This window comes from Roseovarius spongiae (assembly GCF_003651245.1).
In the GTDB taxonomy this organism is placed as follows: Bacteria; Pseudomonadota; Alphaproteobacteria; order Rhodobacterales; family Rhodobacteraceae; genus Roseovarius; species Roseovarius spongiae.
Genome location: NZ_RAPE01000001.1, coordinates 723181 through 746536 on the forward strand (window position 1 = coordinate 723181; position 23356 = coordinate 746536).

21 protein-coding genes and 1 pseudogene are annotated in these 23356 nt (G+C 67.2%); 10 read left to right on the forward strand and 12 right to left on the reverse strand.

Annotated features, from left to right (window positions below; all coding sequences use genetic code 11):
* Positions 1-4: 4 nt before the first annotated feature.
* The 5 genes and pseudogenes from accC to D6850_RS03550 all read right to left on the reverse strand — a co-directional run.
* A complete protein-coding gene (gene accC / locus D6850_RS03535) occupies positions 5-1354 on the reverse strand; it encodes an acetyl-CoA carboxylase biotin carboxylase subunit (RefSeq protein ID WP_121163822.1) in 1350 nt (449 codons plus the stop codon).
* Between the two features lie 10 nt (positions 1355-1364).
* Positions 1365-1865 carry an acetyl-CoA carboxylase biotin carboxyl carrier protein gene (accB, locus tag D6850_RS03540; protein ID WP_121165077.1) on the reverse strand — a complete coding sequence of 167 codons (501 nt, stop codon included), beginning with the start codon at positions 1863-1865 and terminating at the stop codon, positions 1365-1367.
* Positions 1866-2004: 139 nt separating this feature from the next.
* Positions 2005-3033 (reverse strand): DMT family transporter, encoded by a 1029-nt coding sequence (locus tag D6850_RS03545; RefSeq protein WP_121163824.1) that lies wholly within the window; start codon positions 3031-3033, stop codon positions 2005-2007.
* Between the two features lie 170 nt (positions 3034-3203).
* Complete coding sequence (locus D6850_RS19915) at positions 3204-3371, reverse strand: AraC family transcriptional regulator (RefSeq protein ID WP_425452344.1); 168 nt, start codon at positions 3369-3371, stop codon at positions 3204-3206.
* A 1-nt stretch (position 3372) separates the two neighbouring features.
* Positions 3373-4137: pseudogene (locus D6850_RS03550) on the reverse strand (GlxA family transcriptional regulator); the annotation flags it as partial.
* Between the two features lie 60 nt (positions 4138-4197).
* Here D6850_RS03550 and D6850_RS03555 point away from each other — a divergent pair.
* Positions 4198-4758: a cysteine hydrolase family protein gene (locus D6850_RS03555; protein WP_121163828.1), complete on the forward strand. Its 561-nt coding sequence runs from the start codon at positions 4198-4200 to the stop codon at positions 4756-4758.
* 91 nt (positions 4759-4849) lie between these two features.
* Positions 4850-5449, forward strand: a complete 600-nt coding sequence (locus D6850_RS03560; RefSeq protein ID WP_121163830.1) for a LysE family translocator — start codon at positions 4850-4852, stop codon at positions 5447-5449.
* 213 nt (positions 5450-5662) lie between these two features.
* On the opposite strand, the gene acs is transcribed toward D6850_RS03560, so the two are convergent.
* The 6 genes from acs to D6850_RS03590 form a co-directional block, all read right to left on the reverse strand.
* Positions 5663-7609: an acetate--CoA ligase gene (gene acs / locus D6850_RS03565; RefSeq protein ID WP_121163832.1), complete on the reverse strand. Its 1947-nt coding sequence runs from the start codon at positions 7607-7609 to the stop codon at positions 5663-5665.
* An 81-nt stretch (positions 7610-7690) separates the two neighbouring features.
* On the reverse strand, positions 7691-8446 hold the full coding sequence (locus D6850_RS03570) for an ABC transporter ATP-binding protein (protein ID WP_121163834.1): 756 nt from the start codon (positions 8444-8446) through the stop codon (positions 7691-7693).
* 12 nt (positions 8447-8458) lie between these two features.
* Positions 8459-9214 (reverse strand): ABC transporter ATP-binding protein, encoded by a 756-nt coding sequence (locus D6850_RS03575; RefSeq protein ID WP_121163836.1) that lies wholly within the window; start codon positions 9212-9214, stop codon positions 8459-8461.
* 11 nt (positions 9215-9225) lie between these two features.
* On the reverse strand, positions 9226-10434 hold the full coding sequence (locus D6850_RS03580) for a branched-chain amino acid ABC transporter permease (protein ID WP_121163838.1): 1209 nt from the start codon (positions 10432-10434) through the stop codon (positions 9226-9228).
* Between the two features lie 3 nt (positions 10435-10437).
* Complete coding sequence (locus tag D6850_RS03585; protein WP_121163840.1) at positions 10438-11475, reverse strand: branched-chain amino acid ABC transporter permease; 1038 nt, start codon at positions 11473-11475, stop codon at positions 10438-10440.
* Between the two features lie 130 nt (positions 11476-11605).
* Positions 11606-12964 carry a substrate-binding protein gene (locus tag D6850_RS03590; RefSeq protein WP_121163842.1) on the reverse strand — a complete coding sequence of 453 codons (1359 nt, stop codon included), beginning with the start codon at positions 12962-12964 and terminating at the stop codon, positions 11606-11608.
* A 218-nt stretch (positions 12965-13182) separates the two neighbouring features.
* Here D6850_RS03590 and D6850_RS03595 point away from each other — a divergent pair, with 218 nt between their 5' ends.
* From D6850_RS03595 to D6850_RS03620, 6 genes are all read left to right on the forward strand, one after another.
* Complete coding sequence (locus tag D6850_RS03595) at positions 13183-14490, forward strand: helix-turn-helix domain-containing protein (protein ID WP_121163844.1); 1308 nt, start codon at positions 13183-13185, stop codon at positions 14488-14490.
* A gap of 71 nt (positions 14491-14561) precedes the next feature.
* Positions 14562-14930, forward strand: coding sequence for a response regulator transcription factor (locus D6850_RS03600; RefSeq protein ID WP_121163846.1), 369 nt, complete (start codon positions 14562-14564; stop codon positions 14928-14930).
* A gap of 83 nt (positions 14931-15013) precedes the next feature.
* The gene (locus D6850_RS19685) at positions 15014-15271 is read left to right on the forward strand and encodes a hypothetical protein (RefSeq protein WP_245964084.1); all 258 of its coding nucleotides are present in this window, start codon (positions 15014-15016) and stop codon (positions 15269-15271) included.
* Positions 15268-17952 carry a sensor histidine kinase gene (locus tag D6850_RS03610; protein WP_121163848.1) on the forward strand — a complete coding sequence of 895 codons (2685 nt, stop codon included), beginning with the start codon at positions 15268-15270 and terminating at the stop codon, positions 17950-17952. The genes D6850_RS19685 and D6850_RS03610 overlap by 4 nt, the downstream gene beginning before the upstream one ends.
* A gap of 92 nt (positions 17953-18044) precedes the next feature.
* A complete protein-coding gene (locus D6850_RS03615) occupies positions 18045-19097 on the forward strand; it encodes a FliM/FliN family flagellar motor C-terminal domain-containing protein (RefSeq protein ID WP_166433978.1) in 1053 nt (350 codons plus the stop codon).
* A gap of 83 nt (positions 19098-19180) precedes the next feature.
* Positions 19181-21178: an enoyl-CoA hydratase-related protein gene (locus tag D6850_RS03620; protein ID WP_166433979.1), complete on the forward strand. Its 1998-nt coding sequence runs from the start codon at positions 19181-19183 to the stop codon at positions 21176-21178.
* A 7-nt stretch (positions 21179-21185) separates the two neighbouring features.
* Here the strand turns inward: D6850_RS03620 and D6850_RS03625 are convergent, their stop codons facing one another.
* Positions 21186-21401, reverse strand: coding sequence for a hypothetical protein (locus tag D6850_RS03625; RefSeq protein WP_121163854.1), 216 nt, complete (start codon positions 21399-21401; stop codon positions 21186-21188).
* A 182-nt stretch (positions 21402-21583) separates the two neighbouring features.
* Between D6850_RS03625 and D6850_RS03630 the strand changes: the two genes are divergently transcribed.
* Both D6850_RS03630 and dusA read left to right on the forward strand, forming a co-directional pair.
* Complete coding sequence (locus D6850_RS03630; RefSeq protein WP_121163856.1) at positions 21584-21844, forward strand: DUF2312 domain-containing protein; 261 nt, start codon at positions 21584-21586, stop codon at positions 21842-21844.
* A gap of 481 nt (positions 21845-22325) precedes the next feature.
* Positions 22326-23348, forward strand: coding sequence for a tRNA dihydrouridine(20/20a) synthase DusA (dusA, locus tag D6850_RS03635; RefSeq protein ID WP_121163858.1), 1023 nt, complete (start codon positions 22326-22328; stop codon positions 23346-23348).
* Positions 23349-23356 lie beyond the last annotated feature (8 nt).

A 23356-nucleotide genomic window follows, 5' to 3' on the forward strand; every position in this document is an offset into this window, starting at 1 on the left:
GCCGTCACCCCCTCAGGTTGGTCTCCAGCCACTTTTCCAGCCAGTGAATCGTGTAGTCGCCCGACTGGATGTCCGGCTCTTGCAGGAGCGCGTGAAACAGCGGCACGGTCGTATCCACCCCGTCGACGATCAATTCGCCCAATGCGCGGTTCAGCCGGGCAAGCGCGCCCTTGCGGTCGGGGCCGTGCACGATCAGCTTGCCGATAAGCGAATCGTAGTAGGGTGGGATCGAGTAACCGTCATAGAGCGCGCTGTCCATCCGTACGCCAAGTCCGCCGGGCGCGTGAAAATGCGTGATCCGCCCCGGACGGGGCGCGAATTCGGGCAGCTTTTCAGCATTGATGCGCACCTCGATCGCGTGGCCGTTGATCTGCAGGTCTTCCTGGGTGAAGGACATCGGCAGCCCCTCGGCGACGCGGATTTGTTCCTGCACGAGGTCGACGCCGAAGATCGCCTCGGTCACCGGGTGTTCGACCTGGAGACGGGTATTCATCTCGATGAAATAGAATTCGCCGTTCTCGTAGAGAAACTCGATGGTGCCGGCGCCGGTATAGTTGATCGCGGCGACCGCGTCTGCGCAGGTCTTGCCGATCCGCGCGCGTTCCTCGGGCGTGATCGAGGGACCGGGCGCCTCTTCGAACACCTTCTGGTGGCGGCGCTGGAGGGAACAGTCGCGTTCGCCCAGGTGGACCGCGCGGCCCTTGCCGTCGCCGAAGACCTGGATCTCGATGTGGCGCGGAGTGCCGAGGTATTTCTCGATATAGACCTCGTCATTGCCGAAATTCGCCTTGCCTTCGGCGCGCGCCGTCTGGAAGGCGCGCTCCATCTCGGCGGCGGAATTGGCGACCTTCATTCCCTTGCCGCCGCCGCCGGCGGTGGCCTTGATGATGACCGGATAACCGATTTCGTCGCCGATGCGCTTCGCTTCGTCGAGCGACGCCACGCCGCCCTCCGAGCCGGGCACGCAGGGAACGCCGAGCTTTTTCATCGTGTCCTTGGCGGTGATCTTGTCGCCCATGACGCGGATATGTTCGGCGGTGGGGCCGATGAAGGTCAGCCCGTGATCCTCGACGATCTGCACGAAGCTGGCGTTCTCGCTGAGGAAGCCATAGCCCGGATGGATCGCCTGCGCGCCGCTGATCTCGCAGGCGGCGATGACGGCGGGGATGCTCAGATAGCTCTCGGAACTCGGTGGGGGGCCGATGCAGACCGACTCGTCCGCCATGCGCACATGCATCGCGTCGGCATCGGCCGTGGAATGGACCGCGACGGACTGGATGCCCATCTCGCGCGCGGCGCGAATGACGCGGAGGGCGATTTCGCCCCGGTTGGCGACGAGAATTTTATCGAACATCGCGTGCGTCCTATTCGATGATCATCAGCGGCGCGCCGTATTCGACCGCCGCGCCATCCTCGACCAGGATGCGCTTCACCGTGCCGCTGCGGGGCGCGGGGATGTGGTTCATGGTCTTCATCGCCTCGATGATGAGCAGCGTGTCGCCCTCGGCCACCGCATCGCCCACGCTGACAAAGGCCGGCGCGCCCGGTTCGGCCTGCGTATAGACGGTGCCCACCATCGGCGATGTCACCGCGCCGGGGTGATTGGCCGGGTCTTCGGCGCTCTGCTGCGCCGCCGGGGCGTCGCCGGCGGGCTGCGCCGCGGCGGGCGCGGGCGCCGGGGCGGCGTAGGCCTGCGGCGCCGGCGCCGGCTGGGGCGCCTCGACGCGGCGGCTGACGCGCACGTTCAGGCTGTCGTCCTCGGCGTAGTTTCGCTTGACCTGAAGCTCCGTCAGATCGTTCTCGTTCAGAAGCTCCGCGAGCGCCTTGATGAAGGCGACGTCGTCATCGTGGGATTTGTTTGGCATCTTGTCCTCGACCGCTTGCAACCGTGTATCGCGGTTGCCGTGTTTTCGCCGCTTATATGGCATCGCGCGCACTTAGAAAAGCGGGCTTCTCCGCTTCCATGCGCGCGGCGCGTCAAATCGCGCGTGTGGCGGCGTCGGCTCAGGGCGCGCCATGCTCATCAAGGTTGGGCGGCGGCATGGGCGTGCCGGGGGCGAAGGTGCTTTCCGCGACGTTCGTGGGATCGTCGCCAAGGCGCGCCGCGCGCAGTTCGCGCAAGCCGAGGTAGAGCCCGCTCGCGACGATCAGCGCCATGCCGATCCACGTCGACCCTTTCGGCGCCTCGCCGAACCAGAGCCAGCCGACGGCCACGGCGATGGGCATGTAGGTATAGTCGAAAGGCGCCACCAGGCTCGCGTTGGCGACCTGGTAGGCGCGAGTCAGCAGCATCCAGCCGATCATGCCGACGACACCCAGCAGCGCGAATTTCGGCCAGTCCCGCGCCAGCTCGGTCGGCCAGCCCATGCGCAGGTGCGCGAAGTCGGGACCGATCGCGATTACCTGGTTCACGAGCCAGCCCAGCGGCAGGATCAACAGACCCATGTAGGTGATCGTCTGCAAGCCGCTTGTCAGCGTCGATTCCCGCTCTCCGATGCGCCGCGCGACGATTTGCGATGTCGCGTAGCAGAACGCGCAGGCGAGCGGCAGCAGCGCGACCCAGCCGAAGCCTTCGCCACCCGGCGCCATCGCGATCAGCACTCCGGCAAAGCCGAGGCCGAGCGCCGCGACCCGGCGCCACCCGAGCGTTTCGCGCAAAACCACGGCCGCCAGAAGCGCGGTCATCAGCGGGGCAGAGAAGAAGATCGTCGTGACCTCGGCCAGCCCCATAAAGGGGAAGGCCGCGTAGTACAGTGTGAATCCGAAGGCCAACAGCGCCCCGCGGAGCAGATGCAGCGGCCAGAACGGCGTAAGCAACCGGTGCCGCCCGCCCAGCCACAGCATGACCGGCGTGAGCAGCAGCAGCGTGACGACCGAGCGCACGAAGATCAGGTGCCAGATCGGATGGACGCCGAGCATCATCTTCATGAGCACGTCCTGCACGACGAACAGGACCATCCCGGCCTCGACGCAGAAGATGCCCTGCAAGGCGCGCGACGGGGCGGAGACGGCAGGGTGGGAAACAGCGGTCATGCCCGAGCCATGGCGCCTCAGGCCCGGCAGGTCGCGCCCGTTCGCGACCCGATGTCGCAAACGAGCCCCGCGGGGTGCGGCACCTTGTCTTGCGCGGGGTGGGGGAGCGGGATTGAAGTGAGTGGCCAGGATGACGGTTCGAGCCCAATCAATGTGCGAAGCACCAAGAGTCACGCGATAGCGAACCGCCGTCTATATTCGCTGGCGCTCACACCGCAGATTGAGCGGAAGAGACGGCTGAAGGTTGAGGCGTCGGCGTAACCAACAGCCCAGCAGATTCGGCATCGTCGTGCGTTCCAACAGGCCCCGCGCCTTCTCGATCCGCAGTTCCTGCACATAGCGGCTCACCGGAAGGCCCGTCGCATCGGCGAAGCGACGTTGGAAGGTGCGTTCGGTCATCCGCGCCCTAGCCGACAGAGTTGGCAGGGCGAGCTCCGAAGCGGCGTTTTCCTCCATCCAGCGTTGGAGGTCCCGAATAGGGCCGTCGCCGTGATCCAGGCGCGGTCGGAAACTGCGATAGTTGCGCTGCTCGCGTCCGTGAGGGTCAATCAGCATGTGGCGGCAAGTGCGCGAGACGACATTTGGCCCCAGCCACCGCCGCACCAAAAAAAGCCCCAGATCGACCCACGCCATCACGCCGCCCGCGGTGACAACGTCGTGATCGTCGATCAGCAGATGCTCGGGGTGCAGGTCGGCGCGCGGAAAAGCGGCGCGGAACTCTCTTTCCAGCGCCCAGTGGGTCGTTGCGGGACGGCCATCCAGCAAACCTGCGTGCCCGAGCCAGAACGCACCCGCACAGGCCGAACACAGTGTCGCACCGCCCCTGTGCTGTTCGGCGATCCAGTCATGTGCGATTGCGTCCTCGTTGCCCCGGCGGCCGGTTAGATTGGGCGGCAGGACGACCGCATCAAACTGCGCTTCGCGCCCCAGATCGTCAAGGCCGAGGACAGCATGATCGACCTGCCCTGCGCCAGCTTCGCCAGCATAGCGGTTCGCGACTGTCAGGATGTCGCCGATGCCCAGCACAGCCGACATTTGCACGCCCTCGTAGGCAAGGAGGGCGATCCTGGCCTGCTTTGGCGTATTCGGCACAGTGATTGTCATTAACGCCAATCGTAGAACGAAGGGGTGAGCCTGTAAATTAGAGAAAAGGAGAACACGGAAATGACCAAGACAGCACTCATTCTGATCGACATCCAGAACGACTATTTCGACGGGGGCCTGATGGCTCTCGACGGCATGGATGCCGCCGCAGCCAATGCCGCGCGGCTTCTTGCCGGTGCGCGCGCACGGCGTGAACCCGTCTTCCACATCCGTCACATCGCGCGCTCCGATAATGCGCCCTTCTTCCGTCCGGGCACGGCGGGGAGCGAGATTCACGCAACCGTGCGTCCTGATCGCGGCGAGGCAGTGTTCGAGAAAAACCGCCCCAATTCCTTCGTCGGCACGGGGTTGTATGCCGCACTGCGCAAGGCGGGGGTCGAGCGTATCATCCTGTGCGGCGCGATGAGCCAGATGTGCGTCGACGCCACCGCCCGCGCGGCAGCCGATATGGGTTTTGCCGTCACCGTGGTCGCGGATGCCTGCGCCGCCGCGTCGGTCACCTACGGCGGCGTTTCGGTGCCCTCGGAACACGTCCACGCCGCGATCATGGCGCCCTTGGCGGCGAGCTACGGCAACGTCGTGACGACAGACGACATAGAGAACGACCGCCGCGCTGCCTGAAACGGTTCGCGCACCGCAATCCGCATGATCCGGGCTGCGTCATGACAAGCATCTGCCCACCATCGTGGGAACAACAGCCGGAGGCCCTACCATGACAACGACCATTGCAGCCCTGATCGTCTTCCTTTTCCCGCTGGCCTACAGCCCCGGGCCGGGAAACATGTTTTTCGCCGCGAACGGCGCCCGCTTCGGGATGAGGGCGACCCTTCCGGCCAATTGCGGATACCACGTGGCCACTTGGATCGTGACTGCGGCGATTGGCTTTGGCGCGCTGGCGGCCTTCACGACGCATCCAGGCGCGTTTCAGGCGCTGAAGTTGCTCGGGAGCCTCTACGTTCTTTGGCTGGCCTGGAGTCTCTTTCGCAGCGGTGGACACGATGGCGCGACCGAGGCGACGCCCGCCGGTTTCAGCACCGGAGTGCTGCTGCTTCTGTTCAATCCGAAAGCCTACCTGATTATTGCGTTGATGTTCACGCAGTTCGTTGTCGCGGCGGATGATACAGGCCAGTGGCAGCTTATCCTCGTCATCACAACGGTCTTCACCCTCAACAACCTCCTCGCGTTCCTGGCATGGACTGCCGCAGGAGACCGGTTGGCCAGGCAGTTCCGCGAGGAGCAGAGCGCAAAGTGGATCAATCGGGTTTTCGGCGCGGTTCTCGCCGCCGTCGCTGTGTGGATGGCTTTCGGCTGAGTTCCTCGTCCCCTCAATAACTCGAGGCCAGCCAAATCCTACAGAGCATGATTTTCTCTAGCGGACTTTCATGCTCGACGCAGCGAAGGCCAACTCCGTCCACACAGCGGCCGTTTGGACTCCATCGCTTCCGAATCATTCGGCAGAATGGCGTCCCTTGCGCCCTGCGCTGCGAGGCGCTGGGGCAAGTGACGCCATGCGGGATAAGGCGCGTCAGCCCTTGTTCAGCCGGTGCTCGATCAGGCCATCGACGACCGACGGATCGGCCAGCGTCGACGTGTCGCCGAGGCTGCCGTAGTCGTCTTCGGCGATCTTGCGCAGGATGCGGCGCATGATCTTGCCCGAGCGGGTCTTGGGCAGGTTGGGCGCCCACTGAAGCAGGTCGGGCTTGGCGATGGGGCCGATCTCGGTGCGCACCCATTGCTCGAGCTCGCGGCGCAGCTCGTCCGAGGGTTCCTCGCCGCTCATCAAGGTGACGTAGGCATAGATGCCCTGGCCCTTGATGTTGTGCGGATACCCGACCACGGCGGCCTCGGCGACCTTGGGGTGGGCGACGAGGGCGGATTCGACCTCGGCGGTGCCCATGCGGTGCCCCGAGACGTTGATCACGTCATCCACGCGCCCGGTGACCCAGTAATAGCCGTCCGCGTCCCGCCGGCAGCCGTCGCCGGAGAAGTAGTAGCCGGGATAGTCGGCGAAATAGGTCTTCTCGAACCGTTCGTGATCGCCGTAGACGGTGCGCATCTGCGCCGGCCAGCTGTTCTTGATGCACAGCACGCCCTCGGCCTCGGTGGTGGTGATCTCCTTGCCGGTCTGGGGGTCGAGGATGGCGGGCTGCACACCGAAGAACGGCAGCGTGGCCGAGCCGGGCTTGGTCGCGATGGCGCCGGGCAGGGGGGTGATCAGGTGGCCGCCGTTTTCGGTCTGCCACCAGGTGTCGACGATTGGACGCGTGCCCTTGCCGACGACCTCGTTATACCAGTTCCAGGCCTCGGGGTTGATCGGCTCTCCCACGGTGCCCAGCAGCTTGAGCGACGACAGATCGCACTTGGTCACGAACTCGTCGCCCTGGCCCATCAGCGCGCGAATCGCGGTGGGAGCGGTGTAGAACTGGTTGACCTTGTGCTTTTCGCAGACCTGCCAGAAGCGGGAGGCGTCCGGATAGGTGGGCACGCCCTCGAACATCAGCGTGGTCGCGCCGTTGGCCAGCGGGCCGTAGACGATGTAGCTGTGCCCGGTGACCCAGCCGACATCGGCGGTGCACCAGAAGATATCGCCGTCATGGTAGTCGAAGACCAGCTCATGCGTCATCGCCACGTAGACGAGGTAGCCGCCGGTCGTATGCACCACGCCCTTGGGTTGCCCGGTCGAGCCGGAGGTGTAGAGCACGAAGAGCGGGTCTTCGGCGCTCATCTCCTCGGGCGGGCAATCGGTGCTGGCCTCGGCCATGAGCGCCTTGCAGTCGTGATCGCGCGCCGTCCAGGTGGTCTGCCCGCCGGTATGCTTGACGACGAGGCACTGCACCCGGTCGTCGCAATGCAGCAAGGCCGCGTCGGCGTTGGATTTCAGCGCCGTCTTGCGCCCGCCGCGCAGCGCCTCGTCGGCGGTGATGAGCACCCGCGCGCCCGATCCGTTGATCCGCGCTCCGAGCGCATCGGGCGAGAACCCGGCGAAGACGACCGAATGGATCGCGCCGATGCGCGCGCAGGCCAGCATGGCGTAGGCGGCTTCGGGGATCATCGGCATGTAGAGCACGACGCGGTCACCCTTCTTCACGCCCATGTCCTTCAGGACGTTGGCGAGGCGGCAGGTCTGCTCGTGCAGCTCGCGGTAGGTGATGTGGCGGGCGTCCGCCTCGGGGTCGTCGGGTTCCCAGACGATCGCGGTCTGGTCGCCGCGCGTTTCGAGGTGGCGGTCGATGCAGTTGGCCGAGGCGTTCAGCGTGCCGTCCTCGTACCACTTGATCGAGATGGCGCCGGGCTCGAAGCTGACGTTGTCGACCTTGGTATAGGGTTTGATCCAGTCGAGCCGCTTGCCCTGCTCGCGCCAGAAGGCGGAAGGATCCTCGATCGAGGCTGCATACATTTCCTTGTATTTCGCGGCGTCCACATGCGCATTCGCAACGAATTCGTCGGAAGGCGGGTAGGTTTTATCTGACATGATCTGACCTCTTTCTGGCAATTCCATCCCTCGGGCGTCCGGCGCGGGCCGGACTCCCATTGCTGATCCCTGGCCGGACGCCTAGATCGCGAGGTATTCCGCGCGCAGTTCGGCGTTCTCCAGCACTTCGGCGGCGGTTCCGTCGAAAACGATCCCCCCTGTGTCGAGGATAACGGCCCGGTCAGCGAGTTCCAGTGCGCGGATGGCATTTTGTTCAACGATGATGGTGGTGATGCCCTGTTCCTTGATCACGCGCAGGGTCTTCTCGATCTCGTCCACGATGACCGGCGCCAGCCCCTCGTAGGGTTCGTCCAACAGAAGCACCTTGATGTCGCGCGCCAGCGCGCGCGCCACGGCGAGCATCTGCTGCTCGCCCCCCGACAACGTCACGCCCTCCTGCTTGCGCCGCTCGCGCAGGCGGGGGAACAGCTCGTAAAGGCGGTGAATGGTCCAGCCGACGGGCGGAACGATCTGGGCGAGTTCCAGGTTCTCCTCGACGGTGAGGCCGGGAATGATGCAGCGGTCCTCGGGGACGAGCCCGATCCCGGCGACCGCGGCATCATGGCTGCGCATCTTGTGCAGCGGCTGGTGATCGAGCCAGATTTCACCGTGGTTCACCTGCGGGTTGTCCATCCGCGCGATCGAGCGCAGCACGCTGGTCTTGCCCGCGCCGTTGCGGCCCAGCAGCGCGAGGATCTCGCCCTCGTGCACGTTAAAGCTGACGCCCTGCACGATGTAGCTCTCGCCGTAGTAGCTCTCCATTTCCCAGACGGAAAGGAAGGCGGGCGCGGTCTCGGCCTGGTTGGCGTGCTTGGAAAAGTCCGGTTTGACGTTCATGTCCTGTCCTTCCTATGCGCTCTCGCCGAGATACGCTTCGCGCACCTTCGGGTGGCCCTTGATCTTGTCCGGCGTGTCCTCGACCAGCGGGCTGCCCTGCGCCAGCACGGTGATCCGCTCGGCCAGGCTGAACACCACGTGCATGTCGTGCTCGATGATGGCGATGGTGATGTCGCGCTCGTCCTTGATCTGCTTGAGCAGGTCGATGGTGTTGTTGGTGTCCGCGCGCGCCATGCCGGCGGTGGGTTCGTCCAGCAGCAGAAGGCGCGGCTCCTGCGCAAGGCACATGCCGATTTCAAGACGCCGCTTGTTGCCGCGCGACATCGCCGCGGAATGATCGTGCCGCGCGTCGGCGAGGTTGAGGCTCTCGAGCATGAGTTCGGCCTGCTCGATCACCTCCCGCTCGCTCGCCGCGGCGCCGATCGCGCGCATGCGGAAGGCGCCGTCGCGCTTGGCGAAGATCGGGATCATCATGTTTTCCAGCACCGTGAGGTCGCCAAAAATCTCGGGCGTCTGGAACACGCGCGAAATGCCCATCTGGTTGATCTCGTAGGGTTTGCGGCCCAGCACCGACTGGCCGTCGAACATGACGCTGCCGGTGTCGGGAATGAGCTTGCCCACCAGCACGTTGAGCAGCGTCGACTTGCCGGCGCCGTTGGGGCCGATGATGGCGTGGACGGTGTTCTCGGCGACGCTGAGGTTGACGTCCCCCAGCGCCTGCAGCCCGCCGAAACGCTTGTTGACGTTCTTGATCTCGAGGATTCCCATCACCCTTCTCCCTACTCGGCCGGGTTGCGTTGTTCGGCGATGTCCTTGGCCGCGCGCGACGCGCCGCCATTGCGGCGGAACATCCGTCCGATGCGCTGGCCGCCCTCGACAAGGCCGCCGGGCAGGAAGATCACCACCAGCATGAACACGATCCCGAGCGTCAGGTGCCAGCCCTTGCCGACGAAGGGATAGATGAGCGTGACGAGCGCATCCTCGAGCCCGTCGGGCATCCAGCTGAACCATTCATGCAGGATCGAGCCGTTGATCTTGGAGATGATGTTCTCCATGTACTTGATCACGCCCGAGCCCAGCACCGGCCCGATCAGCGTGCCGGCGCCGCCGAGGATGGTCATCAGCACCACCTCGCCGCTCGCGGTCCAGAACATCCGCTCGGGGCCGACCTGGGTGTCCATCGCCACCATCAACCCACCGGCGAGGCCCGCATACATCCCCGAAATCACGAACGCGGCGAGCGCGTATGGCCGCGCGTTGAGCCCGGTATAGGTCATCCGCGTATTGTTCGACTTGATCGCGCGCAGCATCATGCCGAAGGGCGAGCGGAAGATGCGGATGCTGAGGTAGAAGGCCAGGATCAGGCAGGCCGCGGCGATGTAGTAGCCCGCGTTGAAGGTGAACTGCCAGGCGCCGAAATACAGTTCGTGGCTCGCCGTCATGTCGAGGCCGAAGAGGTTGGCGTTTGCCCGCTCGCCCGGCGCCAGCGCGGCATCGAGGATGCGCGGATCGTTCAGCTTGAGTTGCAGCCCCGTCTCGCCGCCGGTGATCGGGGTGAGGACCGAATAGGCTAGCGCATAAGACATCTGCGCAAACGCGAGCGTCAGGATCGCGAAGTAGATGCCCGAACGGCGCAGCGAGATGTAGCCGACCACGAGGCTGAACAACCCGGCGATGACGACCGAAAGCAGCATCGCGGGCAGGATATTGTCGGTCAGCAGCTTCATCATCCAGATCGCGGCGTAGCTGCCCACCCCGAGAAACGCGGCGTGGCCGAAGCTCAGGTAGCCTGTCAGCCCGAAGAGGATGTTGAACCCGATCGCGAAGATCCCGAAGATCGCGAAGCGCTGCATCAGGTCCGGGTAGCCCGCGTTGAACTGCGCCATGCCCGACCCCTCGGGGAAGGGGTTGAGGATGAACGGCGCGAAGAGCGCGAGCGCCGTCACCACCAGCAGCAGTGCAAAGTCTTTCTTGGTCAGTCCGAGCATGGATTACTCCTCCATCACGCCCTTGCGGCCCATCAGGCCGCGCGGGCGGGTGAGCAGAATGATGATCGCCACGAGGTAGATCACGATCTGGTTGATGCCGGGCAGCGTTTCGAGCACGGCGGCCATCGAGGCGAAGCTCTCGAGGATGCCCAGCAGGAACCCGGCGAGCACCGCGCCGGGCAGGCTGCCCATGCCGCCGACGACGACGACGACGAAGCTCAGGACCAGGAAGTCCATGCCCATGTGGTAGTTGGGGCTGTTGATCGGCGTGTACATCACGCCCGCCAGCCCAGCGACCGCGGCGGCGATGCCGAACATGATGGTGAACCGCCGGTCGATGTTGATGCCCAGCAGGCCCACGGTTTCACGATCGGCCATGCCGGCGCGCACCACCATGCCGAAAGTGGTGAATTGCAGGAACGCGAAGACCCCGCCGATGATGAGCGCGGCGAAGGCGAAATAGACCAGCCGCCAGTAGGGATAGATGATGGTGTTGGGGTCAAACCCTACGAGGGCGCCGAAATCGAACGAGCCGCGGAACGCCTCGGGGGCGGGGGTCGGGATCGGGTTGGCGCCGTAGTAGAACTTGATGATCTCCTGGAGCACGATGGCGAGGCCGAAGGTCACGAGGATCTGGTCCGCATGCGGGCGCTTGTAGAAATGCTTGATCAGGCCGCGCTCCATGATGACGCCGATGCCGATCATCACTGGGATTGCGAAGAGGATCGACAGCGGCACCGACCAGTCGATGATCGCCGCGCCGACGCTTTCACCGAACCAGTGCTCGACATAGGGCGTTTCCTTGGCCGCGCCGAAGCTGAAGCCGCCCACCGAGGTGGCGCTCGCGTCCTCGGGGACGAAGCCCAGCGACAAGAGCCGGTTGAGCGTGACCGCGCAGAAGGCTCCCAGCATGAACAGCGCGCCGTGGGCGAAGTTGACCACCCCCAGCGTGCCGAAGATCAGCGTCAGGCCAAGAGCGATCAGCGCGTAGGCGCTGCCCTTGTCCAGCCCGTTGAGGATTTGCAGGAGTATTGCGTCCATGTCGGTCCCACCATGTCAGGTTGATGCCGGACCCCGCGGTCCGCAGAACCGGTCGCGTCCTAGTAGAGCGGGGCGCGGCCGGTCCGTGTGGTTGCGGGGCCGCGCGAAGCGGCGGCCCCGGAAGCGCGGTTCAGGCGCCCGGGTTGCACTCGCCCAGAGTGCCCTCGAATTCCGGGATGTCCGGTTCGTAGGTCACCTTCTCGGCCGGGGTCACCTCGACGATCTCGACGAGGTCGAACTCGTTTTCGGGGTTCTCCTTGCCGCGCACCACGACCACGTCCTTGAAGCACTGGTGATCGGCGGCGCGGTAAAGCGTCGGGCCGTTGCCGAGGCCGTCGAACTCGTAGCCCTCCAGCGCCTCGACCACCGCGCAGGGGTTGAACGATCCCGCGCGTTCCACCGCGTCGGCATAGAGCAGCGTCTGCACGTAGCAGGTCTGCGCCGCCTGGCTCGGGGGGAAGCCGTATTTCTCGCCGAAGGACTGCACGAAGGCGTTGGTGCCCTTGTAGCGGTCGCCCTTCTCGTTCTCGAGCTTCCAGTCCCAGTTCTGGGAGCCAAGGATGCCGGAGATGTTCTTGCCCGCGCCGCGCGCCATAAGCTCGGAATAGAGTGGCACGATGATCTCGAACTGCTTGCCGTTCACCGTCTTCTCGCGCAGGCCGAACTGCACCGCGTTGGTGAGCGAGTTGACCATGTTGCCGCCGTAGTGGTTGAGGATCAGCACGTCGGCGCCCGATTGCAGCACCGGCGCGATGTAGGAACTGAAATCGGTCTGCGTCAGCGGCGTCTTCACCGCGTTGACCGTCTCCCAGCCCATCGCCTCGGTTTCCTTGCGCATGGCGTCTTCGGTGGTGTAGCCCCAGTTGTAGTCCGCCGTCAGGTGGTAGGCCTTGCGGTCCTTGCCGTATTCCCCGGCCAGCACGGGGGCGAGGGCGGCGCCGGACATCCAGCTGTTGAAGAAGTGGCGGAAGCCGTTGGCCTTCTTGTCCTTGCCGGTGGTGTCGTTGGAATGCGTCAGCCCGGCCATGAAGATGATGCCGGCCTCCTGGCAGAGCGCCTGCACGGCCACCGCAACGCCCGAGGACGACCCCCCGGTGATCATGATCGCGCCGTCCTTCTCGATCATGGACTTGGCGGAGGCGCGGGCGGCGTCGGATTTCGTCTGGGTGTCGCCGGTCACGAATTCGACCTTCTTGCCCATGATGCCGTTGCCTTGCAGCGCGTCCGAGCTGAAGGTCTGCATCATGCCGCCGTCGCCGCCGCCGTTCAGATGCTCGACGGCGAGCTCGTAGGCGCGCAGTTCATCGGCGCCCTCATCGGCGTAGGGGCCGGATTGCGGCACGTTGAAGCCGAGCGTGACGGTGTCGCCGTCCGGCGCGTTGGTAAACCCGCCTTCCTGCGCGCGCAGGTAGGTCGGCAGAGCGAGACCCGCGCCGGCGACGGCGCTGGTTTTCAGCAGGCCACGGCGCGTGAAATTCGATTTGGACATGGGTTCCTCCCTTGAAATTACGGTGGGGCCGCGCTCCTCCTGCGCCTCCCCAAGTCGCATAGATATGCAAATTCATTATCGCATGGGGTAAGAAAAGTTCTCAACAACTACCGAGGGGGCAACAATTATTTTGTGAAAAAATACACAATGCTGTAGGGTGAATTGTAAAATAAATTTCGCTGCGCTGCGAAATGCGTTGAAATCACGGGGGAAATGACATGCCGGAAAGCAGGTTCACCGGCGCCCGCATCCGCGAGCAGCGGCTGCAAAGGGGGATCAAGCAAACCGACCTCGCCGCCGCTGCGGGCATTTCGCCCTCCTACCTCAACCTGATCGAACATGACCGCCGCAGAATCGGCGGCAAGGTGCTGTTGCGCATCGCCGGCGCGCTTGGGGTCGAGCCGCAGCTGCTCAGCCACGGGGCCGAGGCGGCGCTCATCTCGGGGCTGCGCGAGGCGGCGGGCAGGGTGAAGGGCGGCGCGGTCGAGCTGGACCGGCTCGAAGAATTCGCGGGGCGCTTTCCGGGCTGGGCCGAGGCAATGGTGGGGGCCGAACGGCGCAGCGCCGAGCTCGAGCGCAACGTGAAGGCGCTGAGCGACCGGTTGGCGCATGATCCGCGCCTTGCGGAATCGATCCACGAGGTGCTCTCGGTCGTCACCGCGATCCGCTCGACCGCCTCGATCCTGGTCGAGACGCGCAAGCTCGAGCCGGAGTGGCAGGCGCGCTTTCACCGCAATATCGACGAGGACAGCCGTAGGCTTGCCGAAGGGGCGAAGGCGCTGGTGCGCTACCTCGACGCCGCGCCGGGGTCGGACGCCGACATCCGCTCGCCCCAGGACGAGCTCGACCAGTTCCTGACGGAGAACGCCTATCATTTCGCCGCCATCGAAAAGAGGGGCGCGGCGGCGATCGACGCCGTGCTGGACGCGGCCGAGGGGCTGACCCTGCCGACCGCGCGCCACCTGGCGCGGATGCATCTCGAGGATTACGCGCGGGACGCCGCGCGCCTGCCGCGCGCTACGCTGGCGCGGGCGCTCGCCGACGCCGGCTGCGATCCGCCCGCGCTCGCGTCGGAGACGGGGGTGGACCTGCCGACGCTCTTCCGCCGGCTGGCGTCGCTGCCCGAGGAGGTCGCCGGACCGGTCGGGCTGGTGGTCTGCGACGGGTCCGGCGCGCTGCTGCTGCGCAAGCCGATCGCCGGCTTCGCCGTTTCGCGGATCGTCGCGGCCTGCCCGCTCTGGCCGCTCTACCGCGCGCTGACCCAGCCCGGCGCCCCGCTGCGCCGCACGCTGTTGCAGGCGTGGCGCGACGCCCGCCCGGTGCGCGCCTTCGCCGTGACCGAACCGCTCGGCCCCGCCCTGATCAACGAACCGCCGCTGCTACGCGGCTACATGCTGCTGCTGCCCGCCGACGCGCATGCCGGGGACCACGACACGCCCGCGCCCGTCGGGACAAGCTGCCGCATATGCCCGCGGCAGGATTGCGTCGCGCGCCGCGAACCCACGGTCATGCAAGACGGGTTTTGACAGCTTCGCCTACTTGCCGGATAGTGATCGCGCGTGCAGGGCAATGTGCGACCGGAGGGGAGGCCGGCCAGATGGGGAAACAGGTTCTGCTGATCGAGGATGAGCCGAACATCATCGAGGCCATCAGCTTCATCCTGTCGCGGGACGGCTGGACGGTGCGGACCCATTCCACCGGGCGGGACACGATGGACGTGGTGCGCGCCCGCGCGCCGGATCTGATCATCCTCGACGTGATGCTGCCCGGGCGCAGCGGGTTCGACATACTGGCCGACATCCGCGCCGATCCGGCGGTGGGCGCGACGCCGGTGCTGATGCTGACCGCGCGCGGCCAGCGCAAGGACCGCGAGATGGCCGAGAAGGCCGGGGCGAGCCGCTACATGACCAAGCCCTTCTCCAACGCCGAGGTGCTGGCCGTGGTGCGCGACCTCGCGGGCGAATGACGCCCCCGGGGCGGCAGGCTCCGGGCGGCGGCCCGTCGCGGCGGGGAGTCTTCCTCGAGCGACGCACCTATCGCCGCCGCCGCATGGCCGACGCCGCCGGGCTACTGCCGCTGATCGGGGCGGTGTTGCTGATGATCCCGCTGCTCTGGCAGGGCGGCGGGGTGACGAAGACGTCGCATGTCATGTTCTACGTCTTCGGCATATGGGCGCTGCTGGCCGTGCTGTCGGCGCTGGTGTCTGGGATCCTGGACCATGACCGGCACGCCGACGCCGACGCCGATACCGATACCCGCGCGCAGGACAAGAACGACGCGCCCCCGCCGCCCGGGACGATGGGATGAACACGCATAACCTGCTGATCCTCATCTGTATCCTTTACGCGATGCTCCTGTTCGCGGTCGCCTTCGCCGCCGACCGCGCCGCGCGCAAGGGGCGTGGCGCGTGGCTGAGTTCGCCGCTGATCTACACGCTGTCGCTGTCGATCTATTGCACCGGCTGGACCTTCTACGGCGCGGTGGGCTTCGCCGCGCGGTCGGGACTGGAGTTCGTGACGATCTATCTCGGCCCCACGCTGGTGATGGTGGGCTGGTGGTGGATCCTGCGCAAGCTGGTGCGCATCGGGCGCAGCCAGCGCATCACCTCGATCGCCGACATGCTGTCGTCCCGCTACGGCAAGTCGAACACGCTGGCGGTGTTCGTCACCGTGTTCGCCGTGATCGGCACCACGCCCTATATCGCGCTGCAACTGCAATCTGTCACGCTGTCCTTCGCCGTGTTCTCGGGGCAGGACCCGACCGGCATGACCATCAAGAACCTGCAACAGCCCGCCCTCTGGGTCGCCGCTGGCCTGGTGCTGTTCACCATCCTGTTCGGCACCCGCAACCTCGACGCGAACGAACGGCATCACGGCGTGGTCATGGCCATCGCGGTCGAGGCGGTGGTCAAGCTGCTTGCGCTGCTCGCCGTGGGGGTGTTCGTGGTCTGGGGGCTGGGCGGCGGGCTGAATGGCACGTTGCAGACGATAGATGCGTCCGAGTTGGCCGAATGGCGGGTTCCGGGCGGGCGCTGGGTCGGGCTCACGATGCTGGCGGCGGCGGCGTTCCTCTGCCTGCCGCGGATGTTCCAGGTGCTGGTGGTCGAGAACCAGAACGAAGGCCATCTGCGCACCGCCGCCTGGGCCTTTCCGACCTATGTCATGCTGATGAGCCTGTTCGTCGTGCCCATCGCCGCGATCGGGCTGAAGCTGCTTCCGGCGGGGTCGAACCCCGACCTTTTCGTGCTCACGCTGCCGCTGCATGGCGGGCAGGACGCGCTTGCCATCGTGTCGTTCATCGGGGGGTTCTCATCTGCGACGTCGATGGTGATCGTCGCCGCCATCGCGCTGTCGACGATGGTGTCGAACCATATCGTGATGCCGATCTGGCTGCGGCTGACCGGCGGGTCGCTGATGAAATCCGGCGACGTGCGCGGCGTCGCGCTGCTGGCGCGGCGGTTCTCGATCGGCGCGATCGTGATGCTGGGCTACACCTATTTCCACTTTTCCAGCGGGGGCGCGGCGCTGGCGGCCATCGGCCTTGTGTCCTTTGCCGGGGTGGCGCAGTTCCTGCCGGCGCTGATCGGCGGGCTGTTCTGGCGGGGGGCGACGCGGCTCGGGGCGCTGGCGGGGCTGGGCGTGGGGTTCGTTCTCTGGCTCTATTGCCTGTTCCTGCCCAGCTTCGGCGCCGGGGTGATCGTGCCGGTCTCGGTCATGGCCGACGGCCCCTGGGGCATTTCCTGGCTGCGGCCCTACGCGCTGTTCGGCACGCAGGGGATGGATCCGCTGATCCACGCGGTGATGTGGTCGATCATGCTCAACACCGCGGCGTTCCTGGCGGTGTCCATCGTCACCTTTCCGCGCCCGGTCGAGCGCTTGCAGGGCGCCCAGTTCGTCAACGTCTTCGAACATTCGAGCCGCGCCGGTCACTGGACGGGCGGGCTGGCGCAGTCCGAGGACCTGCTGATCATGACGCAGCGCATCCTCGGCCCCGAGGAGGCGCAGGCGCTGTTCTCCGGGGAGGCGCGCCGGCAGGGGCTCAGCGGCTACCTGCCCGAACCCTCGACCGAATTCATCGAGCGGCTCGAACGCGAGCTCTCCGGCTCGGTCGGGGCGGCCACGGCGCATGCGATGGTCAGCCAGATCGTCGGCCGCGCCACCGTGTCGGTCGAAGACCTGCTCGCCGTGGCGGACGAGACCGCGCAGATCATGGAATATTCCAGCCGGCTCGAGGCGAAATCGGCCGAACTGGCCCGCACCGCGCGGCAACTGCGCGAGGCCAACGACAAGCTCACCCAGCTCTCCGAGCAGAAGGACGCCTTTCTCGGGCAGGTGAGCCACGAATTGCGCACGCCAATGACCTCTATCCGCGCGTTTTCCGAGATCCTGCGCGACGGCGACGACCTCAGCAGGACCGACCAGCAGCGGTATTCTTCTATCATCCACGGTGAATCCCTCCGGCTCACCCGGCTCCTGGACGACTTGCTGGACCTCAGCGTGCTGGAAAGCGGGCGCGCCTCGCTCAATGCGCAGGAAGGCGTGCTCGGGGACGTGCTCGACCGCGCCGTCGCGGCGACCGGGGGCAGCGGCCCGGAGTTCCGCATCGAGCGGGACCCCGCAGCCGAGCGGATCGTGCTTCACACCGATATCGACCGGCTGGCGCAGGTGTTCATCAACCTGATCTCCAACGCTCGCAAATATTGCGACGCGCCCGAGCCGGCGCTGCATATCGACGTGCGCGACGAGGCGGGCGCGCTGCGCGTCGATTTCATCGACAACGGGTCCGGGATCAGTGTGCCCGACCAGGCCGTGGTGTTCGAGAAATTCGTGCGTATCGGACAGACGCGGAGCGGCGGCGCCGGTCTCGGGCTGGCCATCTGCCGCGAGATCATGAACCGGCTTGGCGGCGACGTGAGCTACCTGCCCGGACAGCGCGGCGCCGCGTTCCGGGTGACCCTGCCGCACAACCTGCGCATCGCGGCGCAATGAGCGCGGCGCGCCCGATCCAGCCTAACGTTTCGGTAACCACCCCTGCGCTAGGGTCGCCTGCATGGCGCGATGTGCAGGGCGATGATGCGGACATGACCGACGACGGACCGAAATCTGTGATGCAGCGCATCGCCCGCAACGGGCGCGAGGAATACGAGGCGCGCGCCATGTCGCCGGTCAATGCGCTGCGCCTGTCGCTGGCGCGCGCCGCCGACCGGCTCTTCGACCTCGCGCTGTCGGTCAGTACGGTCGAACAGGTCGAAATCACCTATGGCGGCCTGTCGCAGGCGCTGCCCGGCGCGGGCCTGCTGGCGTTGCTGGACGGGCCGGGCGGGGCGGCCGGGGCGATGCATGTCGATGCCGGCCTGCTCGCCGCGCTGATCGAGACGCAGACCGTCGGCCGCGTCAGCGGCAGGCGGGACGAGGCGCGGATCGTCACGCGCACCGACGCGGCCATCGCCGCCCCGTTCATCGACGGTGCGCTCGAACGCGTTGACGCGGGGATGGAGGCGGAGGAGGCCGGCGACTGGACGTCCGGCTATCGCTTCGGCGCGATGATGGAGGACGCGCGCAGCCTGATCCTCGCGCTCCACGCGGCGGAGTTCACCTGTTTCAACGTCATGCTGGAAATCGGCGAGGGCGCGTATCCCGGCGCGCTGACCCTGCTGCTGCCGCTTGCGCGCCCCGCGCCGCGCGCGGCTGCGCCCACCGACGGCGCGCGGGACGCCGGGCGGGCGCGCCAACTGGGCGACGCGGTGGCGGCCGCGCCCATTGCGCTGCGCGCCGTGCTGGCGCGGATACGATTGCCGCTCGACCGGGCCTGCGGGCTCAGCGCGGGCGACGTGCTGCCGCTGCCCGCGGGGCGTCTCGACGACATCCGCCTCGAGGCGTCTCACAGGCATCTCGTCGCGACCGGCAGTCTTGGGCAGATGAGCGGCGCCTGCGCGGTGCGCGTCACGTCGCTGGGCCTGCCCGAGCAGGATGACGCCGCCCCGCCGGACGCCCCGGCGGGCGGGCTCGCGCCGAAGCAGGCCGCGCCGCCAACGCCTTCTGCGAAAGACCCGCCGCCCGCGTCCCGCCCCGTCCCGAAACAGGAAAAGGAGCCAGAGCAGCCCACCGCCCTGGCGGCGTTCGGAGAGGGCTAGCGCCGCGCCGCCCTTGCCAGCGCGGGTCTGCCTGGTGCTAAATGCGTGGAAGGCCGGCAGGGCCGACGAGCGAGGGAGGCGGCATGCCCGGCCCGCGACAACAGGATACCGGCGACGGGGTGCGCGTCCTCACGCTGGGCGGCGCGCCGCGCAACCCGCTGGACCGCGAACAGCGGCTCTGGCTGGTGCAGGCGCTCGAGGCGGCGCAGGCCGACGCGGCGGTGCGGGCGGTTGTCCTCACCGGGGCGGATGGCGAATTCAGCGCCGGGATCAACATGGTCGACTACGGCGGCGACCTTGCGGCGCCGTGGATCGATGCGCTCTGCGCGGCGGTCGAGTGCAGCGCCAAACCGGTCGTGGCCGCGATCGAGGGGAGGGCGGTCGGCGCCGGCCTCGCGCTGGCGCTGGCGGCGCATGCGCGGATCGCGCATGCGGAGGCCGAGATCGCCGCGCCCGAGGTGCGGCTCGGCCTCGTGCCATCGGGCGGCGTGACGCAGCGCCTGCCCAGGCTGACCGGCGTGGAAGTCGCGCTCGGCCTGCTGTTGTCGGGGCGCTCGCGCCCGGTGTCCGATCCCGGCCTTGCGCGGCTGTTCGACAGGATCCTGCCCGCCGACGTGCTTGCCGCCGCCGTCACGCTGGCCCGGACGCTGGCGGATCGCGGGACGTGGGCGCGCACCGGCGCGCAGCGCGTGGGTTTTCGCGATCCGGCCGCCTACCTCGGCGCCGTGCGCGAGGTGGCGGAATCGCTCGAACCCGGCGCTCAGGCCGAGGCCGCCATCGCGCGCGCGCTCGAGGCGGCGATCCTTCTGCCGCTGCCGCAGGGCCTCGCGCTCGAGGCGACGCTGTTCGAGGAGACGCGCAACGCGCCGGCGGCCCGCGCCGCGCGGCATCTGCTTCTGGCCGAGCGGCGCGCGCAAACGCCGCCGGGCGTGGAGACGGCGCAGGCGCAGCCGGTCCGCTCGGTGATCATCGCGGGTGAGCATGGCGCTTTCGCCGAAGTCGCGATCATGGCGCTGGATGCGGGATGGACCGTGCATCTCGTTCCGCCGGCACAAGGCGACGGCGGCGCGCTGCGCGCGCGGATCGCGCAGGTGTATGGCGATGCCGTCACGCGAGGCCGGTTGGATGACGGCGCGCGCGAGGAACGGCTCGCGCGGCTGCATGTCGACGGGCGCGCGCCGGAAACCGCCGGGATCGTCTTCGCGCTGGGCGGCTCGGCGCCGGATCTGGCCGGCGCGCAATTGCGTGTGCGCGTCGAAGATGTCGACGGCGGCTCGCTGGGGTCGGACGACGCGCCCTTCCGGCTGCGGTTTCAGCCGCCGGCGCACAGCGCCCCGCTGGCCGAGCTTATGATCGCGCCCGACGCCGATGCGGCGCAGGCGGCGACGCTTGTGCGCGCGCTCGGGCAGGCGCGCAAGACGATGATCCGCGCGGGGGACGCGCCCGGCATGATATCGGGCAATCTCGAATGGGCGCTCTGGACCGCCGCGCTCGCCCTCGTGGCCAAAGGCGCGAGCCCTTACGACGTGGACCGCGCCGCCGCGCGGCTGGGTTTCGCGCAGGGGCCGTTCCTGCGGATGGACAGCGTCGGGCTCGACGCGGCGGCGGCGCGGCTCGCTTGGCTGTCCGAGGCGCGCGGCGCGCCCCCGCCGGGGGACGGCGGACCCCTGCGCGCCCTTGTCGCGCAGGGGCGGACGGGGCGCGATGCGGGCCTCGGGTTCTATCGCCACGAGGACGGCGCCGCGCAGCCCGATGACGCGATCGCCGATATCTTGCCGGCGATCGGGGGCGGGGGGCTCGACCCGGAAGCGGCGCTCGAAGCCGCGCTCGTGAACGAATCCGCGCGACTGTTGCGGCTGGGTGTGGCCCTGCGGGCGAGCGATATCGACGTGATCCTGGTGCGGGCCTTCGGCGTGGCGCGCGACCGGGGAGGGGTGCTGATCCGGGCGGACATGAAGGGGCTGTTCACCGTGCAGGAGGCGATGAAGCCGCTCATGGAACTGGCCCCGCATCTCTGGACTCCGGACGAGGGGCTGCGCGACCTCGTCAAGAACGGAACCGGCTTTTTCGGGCGCGGCTGAGCGCGGCTCAGCCGAGGAGGATGCCGACGACCACGACGATCAGGCCCAGCACCGACAGCAGCAGCGCGGCGGTGTTGAGCGGCACGACGCCTTGCAGGATGGCGCGCATTTCCTCGTTGCCAAGGCCCGCGCGCTTGGCGCGCCAAACCCGCAGGATGCACCAGCACAGGCCGGCGAGCCCCGCCAGCGACAGCGCCGCGCCCGACCAGATCACGATATCCATTGCGCGCCCCCTTGTCGCCGCCCGTCCCATTGCAGGCGCGCGCAACGCCTTAGCGGGAAAACGCCGTGGCCTCAAGCCGCGCGGGACTTGCGGGCGGGCGCGGGACGGGCTAGGGACGGGCCCTGAAAAAGAGGCGGAGTAGAAGACTCGGCGGCAGCAGGCGATAACAGGCGGAGACAAACATGGAAGATGAAATCGCGACCTCCAACTACAAAGTGACCGCGGGCGAGCTGCGGCAGTTCGTAGAGCGCATCGAGCGGTTGGAGGCGGAGAAGAAGGACATCGCGGACCAGATCAAGGAAGTGTTCGCAGAGAGCAAGTCCCGTGGCTACGACCAAAAGGCCCTTCGCGCCCTGATAAGCCTGAGGAAAAAGGACAGCGACGAGATCGCCGAGCAGGAAGCCGTGCTGCAACTCTACAAGGAAGCGCTCGGCATGAGCTGAATGGCTGATGTGAGCGAAACAAGAGATGTAGGTGTCCGGCGCGGGGCGACGTCAACGTCGTTCGCTGGCGATCGTTCGGCAGAGCGGTCGGGGTAGAGCCCGGAGAGCGCCGCGGTTGTTCCCTGTATGGTGAGCGGCCCCGCCAATTGAACGAGCGGACTTGCCGCCTGACGGCTGGGTCGCTTGGGATGAGGACGACCTTGCGGTCTTTGCGGATTGCCGCGGTGATCCTCTTCGCGCCGGCGCTCCATGATGGTATGCATCCGCCTTCCGGGGGATCGAACCGGCCGGCGCGCATCGGACGAAAATCTGTTAAGGTTCGACATCTCTTGCTGACACGCCCGGCGGACCCCCCGCCTTCGCGGTAACGCGGCGAGGCTCAAGCGGGGCAACAAACCGGGTCGGGCGCAACATTTTGTTGCATCACCCCCGAAAACGGGGGCAAAAGGCCGCGAAATCTACGGAAACAGGTCAAGTGGCTATGAGCGCTGAGCCAGAAAAACCAGGGGTTTCGGATATCCGGCAGGCCGCGCGCCTAAGCGTGGCACCCATGATGGACTGGACCGACCGGCACTGCCGGGCGTTGCACCGCGCGCTAAGCCGCGAAGCGTTGCTCTATACCGAGATGGTCACGGCGGCGGCGTTGGTGCGCGGGGGGGCGGTTCATCTGCTCGAACATGCGCCGCAGGAGCATCCGGTGGCGTTGCAGCTCGGCGGCTCGGACGCGGCCGAACTGGCGCAGGCGGCTCGGCTGGGCGCCGGGGCGGGCTACGATGAGATCAACCTCAACGTCGGCTGCCCATCTGACCGGGTGCAGTCGGGCAGTTTCGGGGCAGTTCTGATGAAATCGCCCGATCTGGTGGCCGAGTGTTGCGCCGCGATGATCGCCGCCGCGCCGGTCGAGGTGACGGTGAAATGCCGCATCGGCGTGGACGACCAGCGCCCCGAGGAAGTGCTGCCCGACTTCCTCGCACGGGTGAGCAAGGCGGGCGTGCGGCGTTTCGCGATCCACGCGCGCATGGCCTGGCTCGACGGGCTGAGCCCGAAGGAGAACCGGGACGTCCCGCCGCTCGACTACCCCCTGGTGCGGGCGATGAAGGCCGAGTTTCCGCATCTGCACCTGTCGGTCAACGGCGGGATCAAGAGCCTGGACGCGGCGGAGGCGTTCCTGGCCGCCGGGATGGACGGGGTGATGGTGGGGCGCGCGGCCTATCATCAGCCGGCCGACATTCTCTGCGCCGCCGACCGGCGCATCTTCGGCGCGACCGGCCCGGACAGCGCGGCGGAGGGCGCCGCGCGCGCGATGCTGCCCTACATCGAGGCGCATCTCGCCGCCGGCGGACGGCTCCACCAGGTGACGCGGCACATGCTGGGCCTTTTCGCCGGCCGCCCCGGCGCGCGCGGCTGGCGGCGAACGCTCTCCGAGGGAGCGACGCGCCCCGGCGCGGGGCCGGAACTGGTCGAGGCGGCGCTTGGAGAGGTGACGTCGCTGGCGGCCGAGTAGATTGGCGT